This window comes from Pseudomonas knackmussii B13 (assembly GCF_000689415.1).
In the GTDB taxonomy this organism is placed as follows: Bacteria; Pseudomonadota; Gammaproteobacteria; order Pseudomonadales; family Pseudomonadaceae; genus Pseudomonas; species Pseudomonas knackmussii.
Genome location: NZ_HG322950.1, coordinates 5,505,088 through 5,523,756 on the forward strand (window position 1 = coordinate 5,505,088; position 18,669 = coordinate 5,523,756).

Annotated in this window: 17 protein-coding genes, 1 tRNA gene and 1 pseudogene; 1 reads left to right on the forward strand and 18 read right to left on the reverse strand. The window is 63.6% G+C overall.

Annotated features, from left to right (window positions below):
* Window positions 1–2: 2 nt before the first annotated feature.
* From alr to rnr, 8 genes are all read right to left on the reverse strand, one after another.
* On the reverse strand, window positions 3–1,079 hold the full coding sequence (alr, locus tag PKB_RS25815) for an alanine racemase (RefSeq protein WP_043255727.1): 1,077 nt from the start codon (window positions 1,077–1,079) through the stop codon (window positions 3–5).
* 158 nt (window positions 1,080–1,237) lie between these two features.
* On the reverse strand, window positions 1,238–2,632 hold the full coding sequence (gene dnaB / locus PKB_RS25820; RefSeq protein WP_043255729.1) for a replicative DNA helicase: 1,395 nt from the start codon (window positions 2,630–2,632) through the stop codon (window positions 1,238–1,240).
* Window positions 2,633–2,762: 130 nt separating this feature from the next.
* Complete coding sequence (rplI, locus tag PKB_RS25825) at window positions 2,763–3,209, reverse strand: 50S ribosomal protein L9 (RefSeq protein ID WP_043255731.1); 447 nt, start codon at window positions 3,207–3,209, stop codon at window positions 2,763–2,765.
* Between the two features lie 21 nt (window positions 3,210–3,230).
* Window positions 3,231–4,100 carry a hypothetical protein gene (locus tag PKB_RS25830; protein ID WP_043255733.1) on the reverse strand — a complete coding sequence of 290 codons (870 nt, stop codon included), beginning with the start codon at window positions 4,098–4,100 and terminating at the stop codon, window positions 3,231–3,233.
* Between the two features lie 35 nt (window positions 4,101–4,135).
* A complete protein-coding gene (rpsR, locus tag PKB_RS25835) occupies window positions 4,136–4,366 on the reverse strand; it encodes a 30S ribosomal protein S18 (protein WP_003095634.1) in 231 nt (76 codons plus the stop codon).
* 29 nt (window positions 4,367–4,395) lie between these two features.
* A complete protein-coding gene (gene rpsF, locus PKB_RS25840; RefSeq protein ID WP_043255735.1) occupies window positions 4,396–4,812 on the reverse strand; it encodes a 30S ribosomal protein S6 in 417 nt (138 codons plus the stop codon).
* A 201-nt stretch (window positions 4,813–5,013) separates the two neighbouring features.
* Window positions 5,014–5,766: a 23S rRNA (guanosine(2251)-2'-O)-methyltransferase RlmB gene (rlmB, locus tag PKB_RS25845; protein WP_043255737.1), complete on the reverse strand. Its 753-nt coding sequence runs from the start codon at window positions 5,764–5,766 to the stop codon at window positions 5,014–5,016.
* Window positions 5,763–8,486, reverse strand: coding sequence for a ribonuclease R (gene rnr / locus PKB_RS25850; protein ID WP_043255738.1), 2,724 nt, complete (start codon window positions 8,484–8,486; stop codon window positions 5,763–5,765). The genes rlmB and rnr overlap by 4 nt, the downstream gene beginning before the upstream one ends.
* A 204-nt stretch (window positions 8,487–8,690) precedes the next feature.
* Here rnr and PKB_RS25855 point away from each other — a divergent pair.
* Window positions 8,691–8,777 (forward strand) — tRNA-Leu (locus tag PKB_RS25855).
* A gap of 110 nt (window positions 8,778–8,887) precedes the next feature.
* On the opposite strand, the gene PKB_RS30635 is transcribed toward PKB_RS25855, so the two are convergent.
* The 10 genes and pseudogenes from PKB_RS30635 to miaA form a co-directional block, all read right to left on the reverse strand.
* Window positions 8,888–9,772 (reverse strand): methyl-accepting chemotaxis protein, encoded by an 885-nt coding sequence (locus tag PKB_RS30635; RefSeq protein WP_408004251.1) that lies wholly within the window; start codon window positions 9,770–9,772, stop codon window positions 8,888–8,890.
* Window positions 9,746–10,450, reverse strand: a pseudogene (locus PKB_RS30640) (HAMP domain-containing protein); the annotation flags it as partial. The pseudogene PKB_RS30640 and the gene PKB_RS30635, both read right to left, overlap by 27 nt.
* Window positions 10,451–10,962: 512 nt before the next feature.
* On the reverse strand, window positions 10,963–12,258 hold the full coding sequence (locus tag PKB_RS25865) for an adenylosuccinate synthase (RefSeq protein WP_043255743.1): 1,296 nt from the start codon (window positions 12,256–12,258) through the stop codon (window positions 10,963–10,965).
* A gap of 72 nt (window positions 12,259–12,330) precedes the next feature.
* Complete coding sequence (locus tag PKB_RS25870) at window positions 12,331–13,509, reverse strand: ATP phosphoribosyltransferase regulatory subunit (RefSeq protein WP_043255744.1); 1,179 nt, start codon at window positions 13,507–13,509, stop codon at window positions 12,331–12,333.
* A 34-nt stretch (window positions 13,510–13,543) separates the two neighbouring features.
* Window positions 13,544–13,729, reverse strand: coding sequence for a DUF2065 domain-containing protein (locus tag PKB_RS25875; RefSeq protein ID WP_043257812.1), 186 nt, complete (start codon window positions 13,727–13,729; stop codon window positions 13,544–13,546).
* A gap of 93 nt (window positions 13,730–13,822) precedes the next feature.
* On the reverse strand, window positions 13,823–14,692 hold the full coding sequence (gene hflC / locus PKB_RS25880; protein WP_043255745.1) for a protease modulator HflC: 870 nt from the start codon (window positions 14,690–14,692) through the stop codon (window positions 13,823–13,825).
* Complete coding sequence (hflK, locus tag PKB_RS25885) at window positions 14,692–15,861, reverse strand: FtsH protease activity modulator HflK (RefSeq protein ID WP_043255746.1); 1,170 nt, start codon at window positions 15,859–15,861, stop codon at window positions 14,692–14,694. The genes hflC and hflK overlap by 1 nt, the downstream gene beginning before the upstream one ends.
* A 94-nt stretch (window positions 15,862–15,955) precedes the next feature.
* Window positions 15,956–17,257, reverse strand: coding sequence for a ribosome rescue GTPase HflX (hflX, locus tag PKB_RS25890; protein WP_043255747.1), 1,302 nt, complete (start codon window positions 17,255–17,257; stop codon window positions 15,956–15,958).
* Window positions 17,258–17,269: 12 nt separating this feature from the next.
* On the reverse strand, window positions 17,270–17,518 hold the full coding sequence (gene hfq, locus PKB_RS25895; RefSeq protein ID WP_017520393.1) for an RNA chaperone Hfq: 249 nt from the start codon (window positions 17,516–17,518) through the stop codon (window positions 17,270–17,272).
* Between the two features lie 100 nt (window positions 17,519–17,618).
* Window positions 17,619–18,584 (reverse strand): tRNA (adenosine(37)-N6)-dimethylallyltransferase MiaA, encoded by a 966-nt coding sequence (gene miaA, locus PKB_RS25900; RefSeq protein ID WP_043255751.1) that lies wholly within the window; start codon window positions 18,582–18,584, stop codon window positions 17,619–17,621.
* Window positions 18,585–18,669 lie beyond the last annotated feature (85 nt).

Sequence of the window (18,669 nt, forward strand, 5' to 3'; positions counted from 1 at the left end):
CCTCAGGCGCTATAGCGGCGCGGCACCCGCGCAGTGACCTTGGTCAGCAACTCGTAGCCGATGGTGCCGGCGTGCGCCGCGACTTCGTCGATCGGCAGCTCCGCGCCCCACAGCTCAACCGCAGCGCCGACAGCCGCGTCCGGCAGATCGGTGAGGTCCACCGCCAGCATGTCCATCGACACCCGCCCGGCCAGCGGCACGCGCTGCCCGTTCACCAGCACCGGCGTGCCGCTGGGTGCATGGCGCGGGTAGCCATCGGCGTAGCCGCAGCTGACCGTACCGATGCGCGAGGGCCGTTCGGCCACCCAGCTGGCGCCATAGCCGACGCTCTCTCCCACGGCCACCTCGCGCACTGCGATGATCTGTGCGCGCAGGCTCATGGCCGGGCGCAGACCGAGCTCCGCAGCGCCGAGGTCAGCAAAGGGCGACGCGCCGTAGAGCATGATGCCGGGGCGAATCCAGTCCATGTGCGCGGCGGGAATGGTCAGTACCGCCGCGGAGTTGGCCAGCGAGCGCCGGTCAAAATCGAGATCGAGCAGGCCGAGGAAGCACTCCAGCTGATCCTCGTTGAGCGAATGGCCGCGCTCGTCGGCGCAGGCGAAGTGGCTCATCAGGTTCAGCTCGGCGACTTGCGGAGCGGCGCGCAAACGGCCGAAGACGGCACGCAGCGCGACCGCGTCGAAGCCCAGGCGATGCATGCCCGAATCCAGCTTGAGCCAGACGTTCAGCGGCCCAGGCAGTTCGCTGGCGAGCAGAGCCACAGCCTGCTCCTCGCCTTGCACGGCCACGTCCAGGCGCAATTGCGCAGCCACCCGGCACTCGCTCGGCTCGAAGCAGCCCTCCAGCAGCAGGACGCGCGCGGTGCCGTGCAGGGCGCGCACTTCCGCAGCCTCTTCCAGACTGGCCACGGCAAAGCCATCGGCAGCGTCATGCAGGCTGGTGACCACCTCGCGCACGCCATGCCCGTAAGCATTGGCCTTGACCACGGCGAATGCCTCGCGCCCCGGCGCGCAGCGCTTGGCCAGGTCGTAGTTGTGGCGGATGGCGGAGAGATCGATGTGGGCGACGAGGGGACGCATGGGGGCTCCAGGCTAGGGACTGCAAGCGAAGAGCGTGGAGCATAACCGCCCTGCCGCCACGGCGGCAGGAAAAACGGGAACGTCGAAGTGGGCTTCGTCCGCGAAAAGCCAAGCCCGGGCCCGGCAGCCGCGGATGAGCCCGCCCTTACAAGGCCGTGTTACTCGTCTTCGAAGTTGTACATGCCCGGCGCGAGGTTCTCGAAGCGGCTGTACTTGCCGAGGAAGGCCACGCGCACGGTACCGATGGGGCCGTTACGCTGCTTGCCGATGATGATCTCGGCGACGCCCTTGAACTCGGTTTCCGGGTGATACACCTCGTCGCGGTAGACGAACATGATCACGTCGGCGTCCTGCTCGATCGCTCCGGATTCACGAAGGTCGGAGTTCACCGGACGCTTGTTGGGACGCTGTTCCAGCGAGCGGTTGAGCTGGGAGAGCGCCACCACCGGGCAGTTGAATTCCTTGGCCAGCGCCTTGAGCGAGCGGGAGATCTCGGAAATCTCGTTGGTCCGGTTGTCGCCGGAGGAGCCGGGAATCTGCATCAGCTGCAGGTAGTCGACCATGATCAGGCCAATTTCGCCGTGCTCGCGCGCGAGGCGGCGGGTACGCGCACGCATCTCCGACGGCGAGATGCCGGCGGTGTCGTCGATGAACAGCTTGCGGTCGTTGAGCAGGTTGACCGCCGAGGTCAGGCGCGGCCAATCGTCGTCTTCCAGCTTGCCCGCACGCACCTTGGTCTGGTCGATGCGCCCCAGCGACGCGAGCATACGCATCACGATGGAGTCGGAGGGCATCTCCAGGGAATACACCAGGATCACCTTGTCGCTGCGCATCAGGGCGTTTTCCACCAGGTTCATGGCGAAGGTGGTCTTACCCATGGACGGACGGCCGGCGACGATGACCAGGTCGGCCGGCTGCAGCCCGCTGGTCTTCTCATCGAGATCGGTGAAACCGGTGGAGATGCCGGTCAGCGCCTCGTCGGTGTTGAACAGGTGGTCGATGCGGTCGATGGTCTTGGCCAGGATGTCGCTGATACCCACCGGGCCGCCGGTCTTCGGTCGCGCTTCGGCGATCTCGAAGATCTTCCGCTCGGCCTCGTCGAGCACCTCGTTGGCGCCGCGCCCCTGTGGGTTGAAGGCGCTGTCGGCAATCTCGTTGCTGATGCCGATCAGCTGCCGCAAGGTCGCACGTTCGCGGATGATCTGCGCGTACGCCTTGATGTTGGCTACCGACGGCGTGTTCTTCGCAAGCTCGGCCAGGTAGGCCAGGCCGCCGACCTGCGACAGCTGACCTTCACGCTCCAGCTGCTCGGACAGGGTGACCACGTCGATCGGCTGGTTGCTCTCGGCGAGCTTGTACACCGCGCGGTAGATCAGGCGGTGATCGTGGCGGTAGAAGTCGCCATCGGAAACCGCGTCCGACACACGCTCCCAGGCGTTGTTGTCGAGCATCAGGCCGCCGAGAACCGACTGCTCGGCTTCAATCGAGTGCGGCGGCACCTTGAGGGAGGCCGTTTGCAGGTCGTACTGCTCGGGGACGGTGATGTCGTTCATGGGCTCGATGTACAGAAAATTGAGGGACAGCTGAAAAGACAACGGGCACGGTACCTTGCGATACCGTGCCCGATGTTAGCGGACTGCCGCGTGCACGCAAGGTGCACGCGAAGTCGCAGCGACGGAGCGCTTACTCGGCGACTACGACCACGTGCAGGGTCGCATCAACGTCGGTGTGCAGCTGCACTTCGATGTTGTATTCGCCTACAGCGCGCAGGGCGCCGTCGGGCAGGCGAACTTCGCTCTTCTCCAGCGGGTAGCCGGCAGCGGAGACCGCTTCGGCGATGTCGCGGGTGCCGATCGAGCCGAACAGCTTGCCTTCGTCGCCAGCGTGGGCGCCGATGGTAACGATCAGTTCGGACAGCTGGGCAGCGCGAGCTTCGGCGTCAGCCTTCTTCGCAGCAGCCGCTTTTTCCAGCTCGGCACGGCGCTCTTCGAAAGCAGCAACGTTGGCCGGGGTGGCAGCGGTAGCTTTGCCCTGCGGCAGCAGGTAGTTACGGGCGTAGCCGCCCTTTACGTTCAGTTTGTCGCCCAGGTTGCCCAGTTTGGCGATCTTTTCCAGCAGGATGACTTCCATTTGAGTCTTACCTCTTAACTTTTAACCTTCACCGTTCGTGGTGCCCTGGCGACGAACCAGGCGACCACGAAAATCGAACAGACTATCGACGACAGCAACCAGACAGATCACGTTCCCTAGCATCAGTGCCAGGCCGTACATCAGCACCAGCCAGAACCCCGGCAGGCGTTTCAGTGCAACCAGCCCGTGGCCGAGCGCGAGCCCAGCGAACAGCAGCGGCACGGCGCAAAGCGGCGCCAGCACAGCAGCTTGCGGGCCCAGCAACGGCACCACCAGCACACCCAGCAGCAGCGATACAGCCACCGGCGCCGACAGGCGCAGCGCGCGGAACTCGCGGCCAAACCCTTGCGGGTTGTACAACGCCGCTTGCCAGTAGCGCGCAAGCATCAGGCACAGCAGGCTGATCACCTGCAGCGAGGCTGCCAGCAGACCGGTAACGGCCGGAACCAGCCCCGCCTGCAGTTCGGCCTGCTGGTCCGCCGAAAGCTTCGCTTCCGACAGCACCTGCGGCAGTACACTGCGAAACGCCTCCGCCAGGCCGGTAACCAGGCCGGCGGACACCGTGCTCAACAGCAGCACGTAGAACACGCCTAACACCACGCTGGCCAGCATGACCCGATTCCAGGACATGCTGGTGCGCAACACCTTCGCCAGAACCGCAGAACCCAGCAGGACCAGGGTGACCGAGGGGTCGCCCAGATACCACCAGGCCAGGGCCGGGAGCAGCGCCCAGACCAGGATGCCAAGGGCATCTCCGGCTCCGCGGCGCAACAGCACAAGGCTGCCGGCGGCGGCACCGAGCCAGAAGAACGGCTGCAGCACCGCGGCTAGGACGACCACCAGGGTCGCCTGCATGCGGCCTCGCATGACGAAGTCAGCCAATGCGCGCATGCGATCTATCCATCAAACCTTCGTCGACTGCCCGATCAACGGCCGTGGCTGTCGGTGTAGGGAAGCAGGGCCAGGTAGCGAGCGCGCTTGATGGCGGTCGCCAGCTGACGCTGGTATTTGGCCTTGGTGCCGGTGATACGGCTCGGAACGATCTTGCCGGTTTCGGAAACGTAGGCTTTCAGGGTGTTCAGATCTTTGTAATCGATCTCTTTCACGCCTTCAGCGGTGAAACGGCAGAACTTACGACGACGGAAGAAACGTGCCATGGATTTGGCTCCTCAATACTGTTCCGGGATTACTCGTCGGCGCTGTCGCGGCTATCTTCGCCGTCAGCGGACTCGTTATCGTTGGCGTCAGGACGCTCACGGCGCTCACGGCGCTCGTTGCGGCTCTCTTCGGCTTTCAGCATTTCGGACTGGCCGGTAACGGCTTCGTCGCGACGGATGACCATGTTACGGATCACGGCGTCGTTGTAGCGGAAGTTGTCTTCCAGCTCAGCCAGGGCCTTGGCGGTGCACTCGACGTTCATCAGAACGTAGTGAGCCTTGTGCACGTTGTTGATGGCGTAAGCCAGCTGACGACGGCCCCAGTCTTCCAGGCGGTGAACCTTGCCACCGTCTTCTTCGATGGCCTTGGTGTAACGCTCGACCATGCCACCGACTTGTTCGCTCTGGTCCGGGTGAACCAGGAACACGATTTCGTAATGACGCATAAATGCTCCTTACGGGTTGCAGCCTGCCGACAAAGCGGTCAGGCAAGGAGTGAATGTCTTTTTGACTTGCCGAAGGTAGGCGCGCAAGCACCTACCCGGACGGCAAGGCGCAACATTCTAGGGAAAGGGGATCAGGGGCGCAAGGCGAATTGACGAATATTTGTACAGCAACGGGGCGACGTCGCGCCGCCCCGTGCTTCCTCAGACAGCGGCCTTGATCTGGCGCTGACGGACGATCTCGAACAGGCACACCCCGGTGGCCACGGAGACATTCAGGCTACTGACGCTGCCGCCCATGGGCAGCTTGGCCAGGTAGTCGCAGTGCTCGCGAGTCAGGCGGCGCATGCCCTTGCCCTCGGCCCCCATGACCAGGACGGTCGGGCCAGTGAGGTCCAGCTCATACAGCATCTGCGTTGCTTCGCCCGCCGTGCCGACCACCCATAAGCCGCGCTGCTGGAGCTTTTCCAGGGTGCGTGCAAGGTTGGTCACGGCGACCAGCGGGATCACCTCCGCAGCACCGCAGGCAACCTTGCGCACGGTGGCGTTGAGGGTGGCCGACTTGTCTTTCGGCACTATCACCGCCAGAGCGCCGGCGGCGTCGGCCGTGCGCAGGCAGGCACCAAGGTTGTGCGGGTCGGTGACACCATCCAGCGCCAGCAGCAAGGCCGGCCCCGGCGTACGCTCGAGCAACTCCTCGAGCATGTTCTCGCCCCACACCTGGCTAGGGCTGACCTCGGCGACCACGCCCTGGTGCACGCCCTCGGCCCACTCGTCGAGCTCCTTGCGATCACGCGTACCAACCGGCACGCGCATCTGCCCGGCCAGCTCGACCAGCGCCTGGACCCGCGGATCATGCCGGCCCTCGGCCAGCCACAGCTGCTTGACCCGCTTCGGATGGTGGCGCAGTAGCGCCTCCACGGCATGCACGCCGTAGACCTTTTCCCACTGACTCATGGCTTCGCCTTACGCTTTGCTCCCGGCCCGCCCGCAGTCGCCTTGGGCTTGGCCGGCCCCTTGCGGTGCTTGGTCGGCTTGGCGGACTTGGCTTTCTGTTTCGACGGCTTGCGCGGTTTCTCCGCGCCGGCCTTGGCGGTCGCCTTGCCGGCGGCCGCCTTGCCCTGTGCCGGCGGACGCTTGCCACCGACCTTGGCTTCGGCGAGCAGCGCCTGCTTCAGCGCACGACTCTTATTCACATCGGTATTGCCGAGCATTTCCTCGGCTTGCGCGAGCATCTCCGGCGCCACCGAAGGCAGCGCCTGGACTATACCGACCTTACGCTTGCGCGGAGGTGCGCTGGGCAGCGGCGGCTCCGGGATGTCCAGCGGAAGCTCGCGGGGCGCACCCTTGCGTGCCTTGGCTGGTTTCGCGGACTTGGCTGGCTTGGCCGCCTCGACCTCGGCCTTCTCGCCGCGCTTCTTGCGACCGATAGGCGCGCTGAGCACGTTGTCAGCCAGTTCGAAGTCGATCTTCCGCTCGTCCAGGTCGACCCGCGCAACCACCACCGAAGTAGTGTCGCCAAGACGGAAGCTGCGCCCGGTGCGCTCGCCAGCCAGGCGATGATGTACGGCATCGAAGTGATAGTAGTCGCCCGGCAGCGCGGTGACGTGCACCAGGCCTTCCACGTAGATGTCGGTCAGCTCGACGAAAATGCCGAAGCCGGTAACCGCGGTGATAACGCCGTCGAAAGTATCGCCGACGCGGTCGCGCATGTATTCGCACTTCAGCCAGTTGGTGACATCACGGGTCGCCTCGTCGGCGCGCCGCTCGGTCATCGAGCACTGCTCGCCAAGCTGATCCAGGCGCAGCTCGTCATACGGATAGATGCGCGCCTTGGTCATGGCGGTCGCACCAGCACGCTGTACCAGCTCGGTTTCGCGCTTGGAGCGGATCACGCTACGAATGGCGCGGTGCACCAGCAGGTCCGGATAACGGCGGATCGGCGAAGTAAAGTGGGTGTAGGCCTCGTAGTTCAGACCGAAGTGACCATGGTTCTCCGGGCTGTACACCGCCTGGCTGAGCGAACGCAGCATCACTGTCTGGATCAGCCGGAAGTCCGGGCGCCCCTGGATCGTCTCGAGCAGCGCCTGGTAGTCACCCGGTGTCGGCTCACCCTTGCCGCGATACAGCGTCAGCCCCAGTTCGCCAAGGAACTGCCGTAGATTGTTCAGCTTCTCCTGCGGCGGACCGTCGTGGACGCGGTACAGCGCGGGGATTTCCAGCTTCTCGAGGAACTTCGCGGTAGCCACGTTGGCCGCCAGCATGCATTCCTCGATCAGCTTGTGCGCGTCATTGCGCTGGGTCGGGCGGATTTCCGAGATCTTGCGGTCGGCGCCGAAGACGATGCGCGTTTCCTGGGTCTCGAAGTCGATGGCGCCCCGCACATAGCGCGCCCCAAGCAGCACCTTGTACAGCGCATATAGAGTGTCGAGGTGCGGCACCACGCCGGGAAGCTGTTCCGCCAGGCGTTTCGCTTCCACGCTGTCCGGGGTTTCCAGGTACTGGCTTACCTTGGTGTAGGTGAGCCGCGCATGGGAGTGAATCACCGCCTCGAAGAACTGGAAGCCAGTTATGCGGCCGGACTTGGAGATGGTCATCTCGCAGACCATCGCCAGGCGATCGACCAGCGGGTTCAGCGAGCACAGGCCGTTGGAGAGAATCTCCGGCAGCATCGGGATGACCCGCTCGGGGAAGTAGACCGAGTTGCCGCGCTTGGCCGCCTCTTCGTCCAGGGCCGAGCCGACCTTCACATAGTGCGATACGTCGGCGATGGCGACATACAGCTTCCAGCCGCCGCCCTTGCGCTTCTCGGCATAGACGGCGTCGTCGAAGTCGCGGGCGTCCTCGCCGTCGATGGTCACGAACGGCAGGGCGCGCAGGTCGACGCGCTTCTCTTTGTCCTTCTCCGCCACTTCCGGCTTGAGCTTGGCCGCCTCTTTCTCTACACCCTGCGGCCAAACGTGCGGGATGTCGTAGCTACGCAGGGCAACCTCGATCTCCATGCCCGGCGCCATATAGTCGCCCAGCACTTCCACCACCTCGCCCTGGGCCTGGCGGTGCACGGTCGGCCACTGATCGATGCGAACCTGGACGAACTGGTTGTGCTTGGCGGCGCCCTGCTTGCCCGGCGCGATCAGCACTTCCTGCTGGATCTTCGGATTGTCGGCGACAACAGTGCCAATGCCGCTTTCCTCGAAGTAACGACCAACCAGGGTTTCATGGGCGCGCTCGATCACTTCGACCAGGGCGCCCTCGCGGCGGCCACGGCGGTCGAAGCCAGCAACACGCGCCAGCGCTCGGTCACCGTCGAACACCAGGCGCATCTGTGCCGGGCTGAGGAACAAGTCGTCGCTGCCGTCATCGGGAATCAGGAAGCCGAAACCGTCGCGGTGACCGGCTACGCGGCCACGGATCAGGTCCAGCTTGTCCACCGGCGCATAGGCGCCACGGCGCGTATAGATAAGCTGGCCATCGCGCTCCATGGCGCGCAGGCGCCGGCGCAAGGCCTCTTCCGATTCTTCGTCGGACAAACCGAACTCTTCGAGCAGTTGCGCACGGGTCGCCGGTGCGCCGCGTTCGGCGAGGTGCGCGAGAATGAGCTCGCGGCTGGGAATGGGGTTTTCGTATTTTTCCGCTTCGCGGGCGGCCTCGGGGTCGAGGTTTTGCCAATCGGCCATTAGGGTGAAGTCACCTTGTCGTCATTAATGTGGGCGCCATCTGCATATTGAAGCGCGAAATCCGCTCGTCGGTCAGCTTGGGCCGAGAATAAATTTTTTATCGCATCAGGGGTTTACAACCCAAAGTGGGCTCCGTATAGTTCGCGCCCACAGCGTCGCTGAGACGTTGTAACACGGAAACGATGAGCAATCATCGCATCCAGTGCCCAGGTGGCGGAATTGGTAGACGCACTAGGTTCAGGTCCTAGCGGTGGCAACACCGTGGAAGTTCGAGTCTTCTCCTGGGCACCATCTTCAAAGCAAAAAGCCGAGCACTGCTCGGCTTTTTGCTTTCTGCATTCCGAAAAATAAAAGCCTGCACAGGCTCGACCCCACTCAAGCGGGGCCGAGTCCATTCGGCATCAGGCCCTGAACTGCCCGAGACTACCGCGCAGTTGCGCGGCCAGACCATCCAACACACGCCCGCTATTGGCCGTCGCAGCAACCGCTTCCGCGGCACGCCCGGCTTCGGCATGGATCACCTCGACCCGACCACGCACCGCATCTGCACCCGCCGCCTGCTGCTCAGCTGCATGAGCGGCAGACTCCACCGCCCCATGCACCTCCTCTACGGCGCGCTGCACTTCCAACTGCAGACGCTCGCTGTCATGCAACGCAGCCAAACCCTCGACCGCCTGCTCGCGCGCACGCCCAATCGCCTCGACGGCCTCACGCGCACCACGCTGCAGTGCATCGATGTGCGTCTGGATATCGCCAGTAGACTGCTGCGTCTTGCTCGCCAGCGCCCGCACCTCGTCGGCCACCACAGCGAACCCGCGACCACTTTCGCCGGCACGGGCCGCCTCGATGGCTGCGTTCAATGCCAGCAGGTTGGTCTGCTCGGCAATCCCGTGGATAACCGAGAGCACGACTTCGATCTGTTGACTCTGCGCGGCGAGACGCTCGATCACCCCAGCGCCGGTCTGCACCTGCGACTCGAGATCCTCCATCAACCCTCCGACCCGACGCGCAATAGCAGCATTGCCATCGGCTGCCTTGCGAATGGCCGCCACGCGAAGCAGCGCATCCTGCATGGCCTGGCTTTCCACCTGCGCCTCCGAAGCCATTCCGGCGAGAGCCTCAAGGCTGCCGGCGACCTCATTGCGCTGCCGATCCGCGGCCGCTTCGGCACTGGCGCTACGCGATGCCAATGCAGCAATTTCACTTCCGGTACGCTGGGCGACCTCTCCAGCCTCGCGCACGATCGGCTGCAGCTTGTCGATGAAGCGGTTGACCATGGCAGCCATCTCGCCCAATTCGTCACGGCTATCCAGGCGGACCCTGCGGGTCAGATCGCCATCCCCAGCCGCTAGATCACCGAGCGCCTCAATGAGCAGGCGTAGACGCGAAACCACCTGACGCCCCAGCACCAGCGCCAGAACCAGCAGCACGCCCAGACCGACCAGCACCAGACCCAGACCTGTACGCCAGCGAAGACTGCCAGCCGCCTCTTCGACGGCCACCCGCGCACCCTCGCTCATCTCTCCGGCTGCCTGGCGGGCCGCCTGAAGCCGCGCACTCAGCGCCTTGTTGCTGTCCGCGGCCGCACCGGCCAGGCTGTCCGCAACCAATTGGTCACCACTGGCGATAAGTGCAGAGAAGCGCTTGTCCAGCGCCGCGACCTGCTTATCCACAGCCGCAGTCGACACACCGACTCGCACGGTTCCGATCACCACGCCATTGGGACTGATAGGTGCACTGGCGAGGATCACCGAATCGTCATGCGCAGCCGCCTCCAGCACCTTGTCCAGCGCATGCTCGCCCTGCCCTTTCGCGAGCAGTGCCTGGATTCGGGGATCCTCGCGATTCAGGTAGCGAGTCAGGTGCTTGCCCTCGGGATCGTCGTAGACCACGAACATCACGTCAGGGTTGGCCTGCGCACGCCGGGCATACTCCGACAGAGTTGGCACATCGTTGTCCCACATGGCCTTGGGCGCTACCGCCGCCAGCAACTGGGCGAGCTGATCGGCCGATTGACGCAGACCCTGCTCGAGACTCTGGCGAGTCTCGCCACGCTCTTCTTCAAGGCGCGCGGAAAGAGCCGCCCCCAGGCGCTCACGAGTACGCGAAGAAAGCTCGGCGAGCCCGGAGCTGAGCTCACCACCCGCCTGCTCCAACTCTCCGGAAAGGCGCTGCGACTGACCACCCAGGCGATCGCCCAGATTGACCACCAGGTGATCCACGGTGCTGCGCGTCAGCCACAGGGCAATGACCAGTTGCACCAGCAGGGCAACGCCCAGGGCGATGAAAACGGGACGCAGCAAACGACTGCGCAAAAGCGAAAGGACGGCGGACACGGCATGCCTCCTGAGGTAACGGAATACTGACGCGAAATGCGCCGATCCGAATTGCCAGCAAGGGGCGTGCCGTTACGACTTTCGTCTAGCCGAAAACGACAACGGGCCGCATGAGCGGCCCGTTGCAGTACAGCATCGAATCAGGCGAACGGATGACGCAGGACGATGGTCTCTACGCGGTCCGGGCCAGTGGAGATGATGTCGATGGGCGCACCAACCAGCTCCTCGATGCGCTTGATGTATGCGCGAGCGGCGGCCGGCAGAGCGTCCAGGCTCTTGGCGCCAACGGTGGAGTCAGTCCAGCCCGGCATATCCTCGTACACCGGCTGCAGGCCGATATAGCTGTCGGCGTCGGTCGGCGCATCGGTCAGCAGTTCGCCGGCGGCGTTCTTGTAGCCGGTGCAGATGCGCACGGTCTCCAGGCCGTCGAGGACGTCCAGCTTGGTCAGGCACAGGCCGGACAGGCTGTTGATCTCGATGGCGCGACGCAGGATGACGGCATCGAACCAGCCGCAACGACGAGCTCGGCCAGTGGTGGCGCCGAACTCGTGACCAACCTTGGCCAGGTGTGCACCAACGTCATCGAACAGCTCGGTGGGGAACGGACCGGAACCCACGCGAGTGGTGTAGGCCTTGGTGATACCCAGGATGTAGTCCAGGTACAGCGGACCGAAGCCCGAACCGGTAGCGGTGCCACCAGCGGTGGTGTTGGAGCTGGTAACGAACGGGTAGGTGCCGTGATCGATGTCCAGCAGCGAACCCTGGGCACCTTCGAACATGATGTTCTCGTCGGCGCGACGCAGGTTGTGCAGGGTCGAGGTCACGTCGGCCAGCATCGGCTTCAGTTGCTCGGCATAAGCCATGCACTCTTCCAGGGTCTTCTGGAAGTCTACGGCCGGCTCCTTGTAGTAGTTCTGCAGGACGAAGTTGTGGTAGTCCAGCAGCTCACCGAGCTTGGCGGCAAAGCGCTCGCGGTGGAACAGGTCACCTACGCGCAGACCGCGGCGAGCTACCTTGTCTTCGTACGCCGGACCGATGCCGCGGCCAGTGGTACCGATCTTGGCATCGCCACGCGCCTTCTCGCGCGCCTGGTCGAGAGCCACGTGGAACGACAGGATCAGCGGGCAGGACGGGCTGATACGCAGGCGCTCGCGCACCGGCACACCCTTCTCTTCCAGCTTGGCGATCTCGCGCATCAGCGCGTCGGGCGCCAGCACCACACCGTTACCGATCAGGCACTGCACGCCTTCGCGCAGGATGCCCGACGGAATCAGGTGCAGCACGGTCTTCTCACCGTCGATCACCAGAGTGTGACCAGCATTGTGGCCGCCCTGGTAACGCACCACGGCAGCTGCCTGGTCGGTGAGCAGGTCGACGATCTTGCCTTTGCCCTCATCACCCCATTGGGTGCCCAGGACTACGACATTCTTACCCATAACACTTGTCCCCATCGTGGATATTCGGTGCCGGCCTCGGCCGGCGGAAACTCGCGGCAGCCCTTATCGGGATCAGAAGGGCACCACCTGCCAATTGCCGTCACGCAGCTGCAGTTGCCGATCGCAACCCGCCTCGCGCGCCGAAGCCGCATCCTGCCCCGGCAGCGCCTGAACCACGCGCTGCCCATCGCGGCGCAGTCGTTGCACCGCCTGCCACAGACCGGCACCTTCGGCCGGCGACCAGATGCCCGTTACCGGAACATCCAACTGCGCCTGCCCGAGGGTCACCAGCGTCTTCAGATCGGTGGAGAAGCCAGTGGCCGGTCGTGCGCGACCGAAATCGGCGCCGATGTGATCGTAGCGACCACCCTGGGCGATCGACTCGCCCACGCCGGGCACGAAGGCGGCGAACACCACCCCCGTGTGATAGTGATAGCCGCGCAGCTCGCCCAGGTCGAAATACAGGGGAAGCGTCGGGAAGCGCTGCGCCAGCGCATCGGCGATTGCGGTCAGGTCAGCCAGCGCTGCCTGCACAACGGCCGGAGCAGCAGCCAGGACCTCGGCAGCCTGGGTCAGCACTTGGCGACTGCCGCAAAGCTCAGCCAGTGCACGCAGCATGCCGGCGAGATCGGCAGGCAGGTCTTCGGTCAGCGCGGCGACTTCGTCTACAGCCTTGCGTTGCAGCGCGTCGAACAGCGCTTGCTCGGACTCGCCGGACAAACCGGCCGCGCGGGCCAGGCCGCGGTAGATTCCGACATGGCCAAGGTCCATATGCACGGCGGGCACTTCGGCCAGCGCCAGCATGTCGAGCATCAGGCTGATGACTTCGACGTCACCGGCCGAACCGGTATCGCCATAGAGCTCCGCACCCAGCTGGATCGGGCTACGCGAAGTAGCCAATGCACGCGGACGCGCATGCAGCACGCTGCCGGCGTAGCACAGACGGTTGGGCCCCTCGCGACGCAGGCTGTGGGCATCCATACGGGCCACCTGCGGCGTGATGTCGGCGCGGAACCCCATCAGACGGCCGGAAGCCGGATCGGTGACCTTGAAGGTACGCAGGTCCAGATCCTGACCGGCGCCGGTCAGCAGGGATTCCAGGTATTCGATATGCGGGGTGACGACGAACTCGTAACCCCAGCGCTGGAACAGATCCAGCACCTGACGGCGGGCTGCTTCGACGCGCGCCGCCTCTGGGGGCAGCACTTCTTCGATCCCATCTGGCAGCAGCCAGCGGTCTACCGTTGCCATGTCGCCTCTCCCCTTTCAGCCGGGCGGCAATTCATCAATGAATCCAGTAAAGAAGGACGGTCCCGAGCAGCATGCTGCCCAGTCCGATGAGTCGCAGGCGTCGATCGTCTAGACGACCCAGCCCGCTGACGGCCTCACGCCAGCCACGCGGATACAGGAATGGGAGGATGCCCTCCAGCACCAGCAACAGACAGAACGCTTTGCCGAATTCCTGCCACATGATTCTCGCAGACGCAAAAAAGCCGGGATTTCCCGGCTGACCCATGATAACACGTTTTCTCCGGCGGGCGCTGCCGCCCGCCGGAGAAGCGCATCAGGGCTTTGACTTTTCCAGGTAGCGGAAGAATTCGCTGTGCGGATCGAGCACCAGCACATCCTTCTGATCGCCGAAGCTGTCACGATACGCTTTCAGGCTACGGGTGAAGGCGTAGAACTCCGGATCCTGGCTATACGCCTTGGAGTAGATGGACGCCGCCTTCGCATCGCCATCACCGCGAGTTTCTTCAGCCTGGCGATAGGCCTCGGCCAACAGCACACGACGCTGGCGGTCGGCATCGGCACGAATACCTTCGGCCAGTTCGCGACCTTTGGCACGGTGCTCGCGAGCCTCGCGCTCACGCTCGGTGCTCATCCGCTCGAAGACGCTGCGGTTGACTTCCTTGGGCAGGTCGATGGCCTTGACGCGCACATCGATGACCTCGATTCCCAGCTCCTTCTGCGCCATGCGGTTCAGCGAAGCAGTGATGTCACCCATGAGAGCGTCACGCTCGCCGGACACAACCTCGTGCAGCGTGCGCTTGCCGAACTGGTCACGCAGACCAGCCTCCAGACGCCGCGACAGTCGCTCATCGGCGATCTGCTTGAGGCCAGACGTGGCGGTATAGAAGCGCTCTGCATCAGCCACACGCCATTTGGCGTATGCATCTACCATCACCGCCTTCTTCTCGAGGGTGAGGAAGCGCTGGGTCGGCGAATCCAGGGTCAGCAAGCGGCCATCGAACTTGCGCACCTGGTTAACGTAGGGAACCTTGAAGTGCATGCCAGGCTGCACATCCGACTCCACCACGCGACCGAAGCGCAGCAGCACCGCACGCTCAGTCTGCTGTACCACGTAGACACTGCTCCACAGCGCAACGGCAACGACGACGCCAGCGATCAGGGCGATCAGCGACTTGTTACTCATTAGCGGCTCTCCCTGGTGCGCTGGTCGCGTTGCTGCAGGTCATTGGCGACCCGCGAACCGAGATCCGGCGTGCTGCTCGTACTGCTCGGTGCACTGGTGCTCGGCGCTGCCGAGGTGCGGCCGTCCATCATCTTGTCCAGCGGCAGGTAGATGAGGTTGTTCTGCCCCTGCTGGCCGGTCACCAGCACCTTGCTGGTCTGCGACAGCACATCCTGCATGGTGTCCAGGTACAGGCGCTGGCGCGTTACGTCCGGCGCCTTGTGGTATTCCGCGGTCAACTTGTTGAAGCGATCCGCCTCACCCTGAGCGCGCGAAACCACTTCATCGCGATAGCCGTTGGCTTCTTCAATGATGCGCTGAGCCTGACCACGAGCTTCCGGCACCACGCCGTTGGCATAGGCCTCGGCCTGGTTCTTCTCGCGCTGCTCGTCTTCGCGAGCACGAATGACGTCGTCGAAGGCTTCTTGCACTTCGCGCGGCGCAGCGGCGCTCTGGATGTTCACCTGAGTGACAGTGACCCCGGTCTTGTAGTTGTCCAGGAAACGCTGCAGGCGATCACGCACATCAGTCGCCATCTGCTCGCGACCTTCGGTGAGGATCTGATCCATGGTGGTGGAACCGGCAACATGCCGCAGGGCGCTTTCAGTAGCCTGCTGCAGGCTGACTTCAGGCTGATCGACGTTCAGCACGAAGTCCTTCAGGTTGCTGATCTTGTACTGCACGGTGAGCGGTACTTCGACGATGTTCTCGTCCTCGGTGAGCATCTGCCCTTGCTTGCTATAAGCGCGCTCGCGGGTGACGTTCTCCTGGAACTTCTTGTCGATCGGAGGGAAATAGAAGTTCAAGCCGGGGCCGACCGTTTCATGGTACTTGCCCAGCCGCAGGATTACCGCCTGCTCCTGTTCATCCACGACATAGACGGCGTTGTACAGCCAAAGGACGGCAAGCACGGCGAGGCCAATGCCGAAAAGGCCGAAACCGCCCCCCGCACCATTGCCAAGCGGGCTGCTGCCACGCTTCTTGCCGCCAAATATACGGTTCAGGCTTTCCTGCAATTTGCGGAAGGCCTCATCAAGATCCGGAGGACCCTGGCGTCCGCCACCACGGCGACCACCCCAGGGGTCCTGATCATTCTTGTTCGAGTTGTCACCCGGCTCGTTCCAAGCCATAGCGCTCTCCATCTGATAACGCGAAACGCGCCTACGGCGCGCCCACCAATGCTACAGAATGCCTTCTACGCTGCCAAAAGCACCGTTTCAGGCTTTATTGCAAAGTGTGTTGCGCAATGAACTCCGCCGGCTGCCATCCTTCGCGGCTTACCAGGCGGTTCAACTCGACACGCGGCAGGCGAACCTGCAAAACGGCGCGTCCTTGCTCGTCATGCTCCTCGGACTGCACGGCCCCCAGCTGGAAGAGCTGGGCACGCAGGCGACCGAGACGCTGCGGAAGACAGAGCGTACCGACGAACATATCGTCGCCAAGCAGCTCGGCCACCGCCTTTTCCAGCAGCTCCAGGCCTCGACCCTCGCGAGCCGAAAGCCAGACCCTAACCGGCTTGCCGTCCTCGTCGCGCTGTATCTGCGCTTCGAAGTCCGGCATCAGGTCGATCTTGTTGTACACCTCGAGCATCGGCAACTCGTTGGCGCCGATTTCCGCCAGCACCGCATGCACCTGCTCGACCTGCGCAGTCCGCTCCGGCTCAGCCGCGTCAATCACGTGAAGAAGCAGATCGGCGTTGCTCGACTCTTCCAGCGTAGCGCGGAAGGCCTCGACCAGTTTGTGCGGCAGATGGCGGATGAAACCTACGGTATCAGCAAGCACCACGGGCCCCACGTCGTCGAGCTCAAGCCGCCGTAAGGTCGGGTCGAGGGTAGCGAACAGCTGGTTGGCCGCGTAGACCTCGGAAGTGGTCAGCGCATTGAACAGCGTGGACTTGCCGGCGTTGGTGTAACCAACCAGAGAGACCGACGGAATCTCAGCCCGACGACGCCCACGACGAGCCTGCTCACGCTGGCTGCGTACCTTTTCCAGGCGCTGCTTGATCTGGCGGATGCGTCCGCGCAGCAGGCGCCGGTCGGTCTCGAGCTGGGTTTCGCCGGGGCCACGCAGACCGATACCACCTTTCTGGCGCTCAAGGTGGGTCCAGCCGCGCACCAGGCGCGTGCTCATATGCTCGAGCTGAGCCAGTTCGACCTGCAGTTTGCCTTCGTGGGTACGCGCGCGCTGGGCAAAAATATCCAGAATCAGCCCGGTGCGATCGAGTACCCGACACTCGAGCGCCCGCTCCAGGTTACGTTCCTGGCTGGGCGTCAGGGTGTGATTGAAGATAACCAGTTCGACTTTCTGCGCGTGCACAAGATCGCGCAGCTCATCGACCTTGCCACTGCCAATCAGGTACTTGGCCGAAGGCTGGTGGCGCGAAATGCTGACGAATGCAACGGACTCCGCGCCCGCCGAACGGGCCAGCTCCTGGAACTCCTGCGGGTCTTCGCGCGCCTCGGGGTCCTGACCTTCCAGATGGACCAGAATGGCCCGTTCCCCACCACCCGGGCGCTCAAAGAACAAGACAGACTCCCGTCAAACGTTGCCCGGCTCGGCCGGTTGGTCGCCGGTGGGCAGGCGTACCGGACGACTCGGCACGACGGTGGAAATGGCGTGTTTGTAGACCATCTGGCTGACAGTGTTCTTCAGCAGGATGACGAACTGGTCGAAGGATTCGATCTGACCTTGCAGTTTGATACCGTTGACCAGGTAGATGGACACCGGAACACGTTCTTTACGCAGGGTATTGAGATAAGGGTCTTGTAGCGAATGCCCTTTTGACATATGCCGCACTCCTTTAGGGAATCAATAGATTTAGTAATAGTCGAATGGCTTACTGCCGTCGGTAACCCCAAGGATAGACGGCTGAATTCAGGTCTCGAACCTATATGGAGACCGCCTCAAGAATTTTCAAGGCACGCGGCAGATTGTCGCCTGCCAGACTGTCCAACCAGTGTAGATGGCTCCAGCTTCGCAGCCATGTGAACTGGCGCTTAGCCAATTGCCGGGTGGCTATCACCCCGCGCTCCTCCATCTCAGCGTAGGACAGTTTGCCCTCGAGGTATTCCCATACCTGTCGGTAACCTACGGCACGTATAGACGGTAGCCCGGCGTGCAAGTCACTTCTTGCGCGAAGTGCTTCGACCTCGGCAACGAAGCCCTGTTCCAGCATCTGACGAAAACGATGCGCGATTCGCGCGTGCAGAACCTGGCGTTGCAGAGGGGCAATCGCCAGGTGCGCGACAGTATACGGCAATTGCCCTGTACCTGGCGCGCCAGAGCCCGCATTTTCACTTGCCTGACGCCGACGATGGTCGCTCATCGACATGCCGCTGACGCGATGCACCTCCAGCGCGCGAATCAAGCGCTGCGGGTCATTGGGATGGATGCGTGCGGCCGACTCCGGATCGACTCGCGCGAGCTCCGCATGCAGTACCGCCCAACCTTCGGCCTGCGCCCACGCCTCGAGCTCGGCGCGCACGGCCGCGTCGGCACTTGGCATGTCCGCCAAGCCCTCCAGCAACGCCTTGAAATACAGCATGGTGCCGCCCACTAGAAGTGGAATACGTCCGGCCGCAGTGACTTCTGCCATTGCCGCCAAGGCATCGGCGCGGAATTCTGCAGCCGAATAGCTCTCCGCGGGATCGCGAATATCGATCAGGCGGTGGGGAAACTCGGCAAGCACTTCCTTCGACGGCTTGGCCGTGCCTATATCCATGCCGCGATAGACCAGCGCGGAGTCGACGCTAATCAGCTCGCACGGCAGCACCCGCGCCAACTCGAGCGCCAGATCGGTCTTGCCGGCGGCGGTCGGACCCATGAGGAAAATGGCGGGAGGCAGCGAAGACATCGGCAACTCGTCGGGATTCGGAAAGGCGCGCAAACTGCGCGCTGAATCGATTGGCGCGCAGTTTACTGCAGACAGCTTAAGGCTG

What these genes read in the sequence shown, in the direction of transcription:
- alr (WP_043255727.1), bottom strand. Translation starts at nt 1,079, where the DNA reads ATGCGTCCCCTCGTCGCCCACATCGATCTCTCCGCCATCCGCCACAAC.
- dnaB (WP_043255729.1), bottom strand. Translation starts at nt 2,632, where the DNA reads ATGAACGACATCACCGTCCCCGAGCAGTACGACCTGCAAACGGCCTCC.
- rplI (WP_043255731.1), bottom strand. Translation starts at nt 3,209, where the DNA reads ATGGAAGTCATCCTGCTGGAAAAGATCGCCAAACTGGGCAACCTGGGC.
- PKB_RS25830 (WP_043255733.1), bottom strand. Translation starts at nt 4,100, where the DNA reads ATGCGCGCATTGGCTGACTTCGTCATGCGAGGCCGCATGCAGGCGACC.
- rpsR (WP_003095634.1), bottom strand. Translation starts at nt 4,366, where the DNA reads ATGGCACGTTTCTTCCGTCGTCGTAAGTTCTGCCGTTTCACCGCTGAA.
- rpsF (WP_043255735.1), bottom strand. Translation starts at nt 4,812, where the DNA reads ATGCGTCATTACGAAATCGTGTTCCTGGTTCACCCGGACCAGAGCGAA.
- rlmB (WP_043255737.1), bottom strand. Translation starts at nt 5,766, where the DNA reads ATGAGTCAGTGGGAAAAGGTCTACGGCGTGCATGCCGTGGAGGCGCTA.
- rnr (WP_043255738.1), bottom strand. Translation starts at nt 8,486, where the DNA reads ATGGCCGATTGGCAAAACCTCGACCCCGAGGCCGCCCGCGAAGCGGAA.
- PKB_RS30635 (WP_408004251.1), bottom strand. Translation starts at nt 9,772, where the DNA reads ATGGCTGCCATGGTCAACCGCTTCATCGACAAGCTGCAGCCGATCGTG.
- PKB_RS25865 (WP_043255743.1), bottom strand. Translation starts at nt 12,258, where the DNA reads ATGGGTAAGAATGTCGTAGTCCTGGGCACCCAATGGGGTGATGAGGGC.
- PKB_RS25870 (WP_043255744.1), bottom strand. Translation starts at nt 13,509, where the DNA reads ATGGCAACGGTAGACCGCTGGCTGCTGCCAGATGGGATCGAAGAAGTG.
- PKB_RS25875 (WP_043257812.1), bottom strand. Translation starts at nt 13,729, where the DNA reads ATGTGGCAGGAATTCGGCAAAGCGTTCTGTCTGTTGCTGGTGCTGGAG.
- hflC (WP_043255745.1), bottom strand. Translation starts at nt 14,692, where the DNA reads ATGAGTAACAAGTCGCTGATCGCCCTGATCGCTGGCGTCGTCGTTGCC.
- hflK (WP_043255746.1), bottom strand. Translation starts at nt 15,861, where the DNA reads ATGGCTTGGAACGAGCCGGGTGACAACTCGAACAAGAATGATCAGGAC.
- hfq (WP_017520393.1), bottom strand. Translation starts at nt 17,518, where the DNA reads ATGTCAAAAGGGCATTCGCTACAAGACCCTTATCTCAATACCCTGCGT.
- miaA (WP_043255751.1), bottom strand. Translation starts at nt 18,584, where the DNA reads ATGTCTTCGCTGCCTCCCGCCATTTTCCTCATGGGTCCGACCGCCGCC.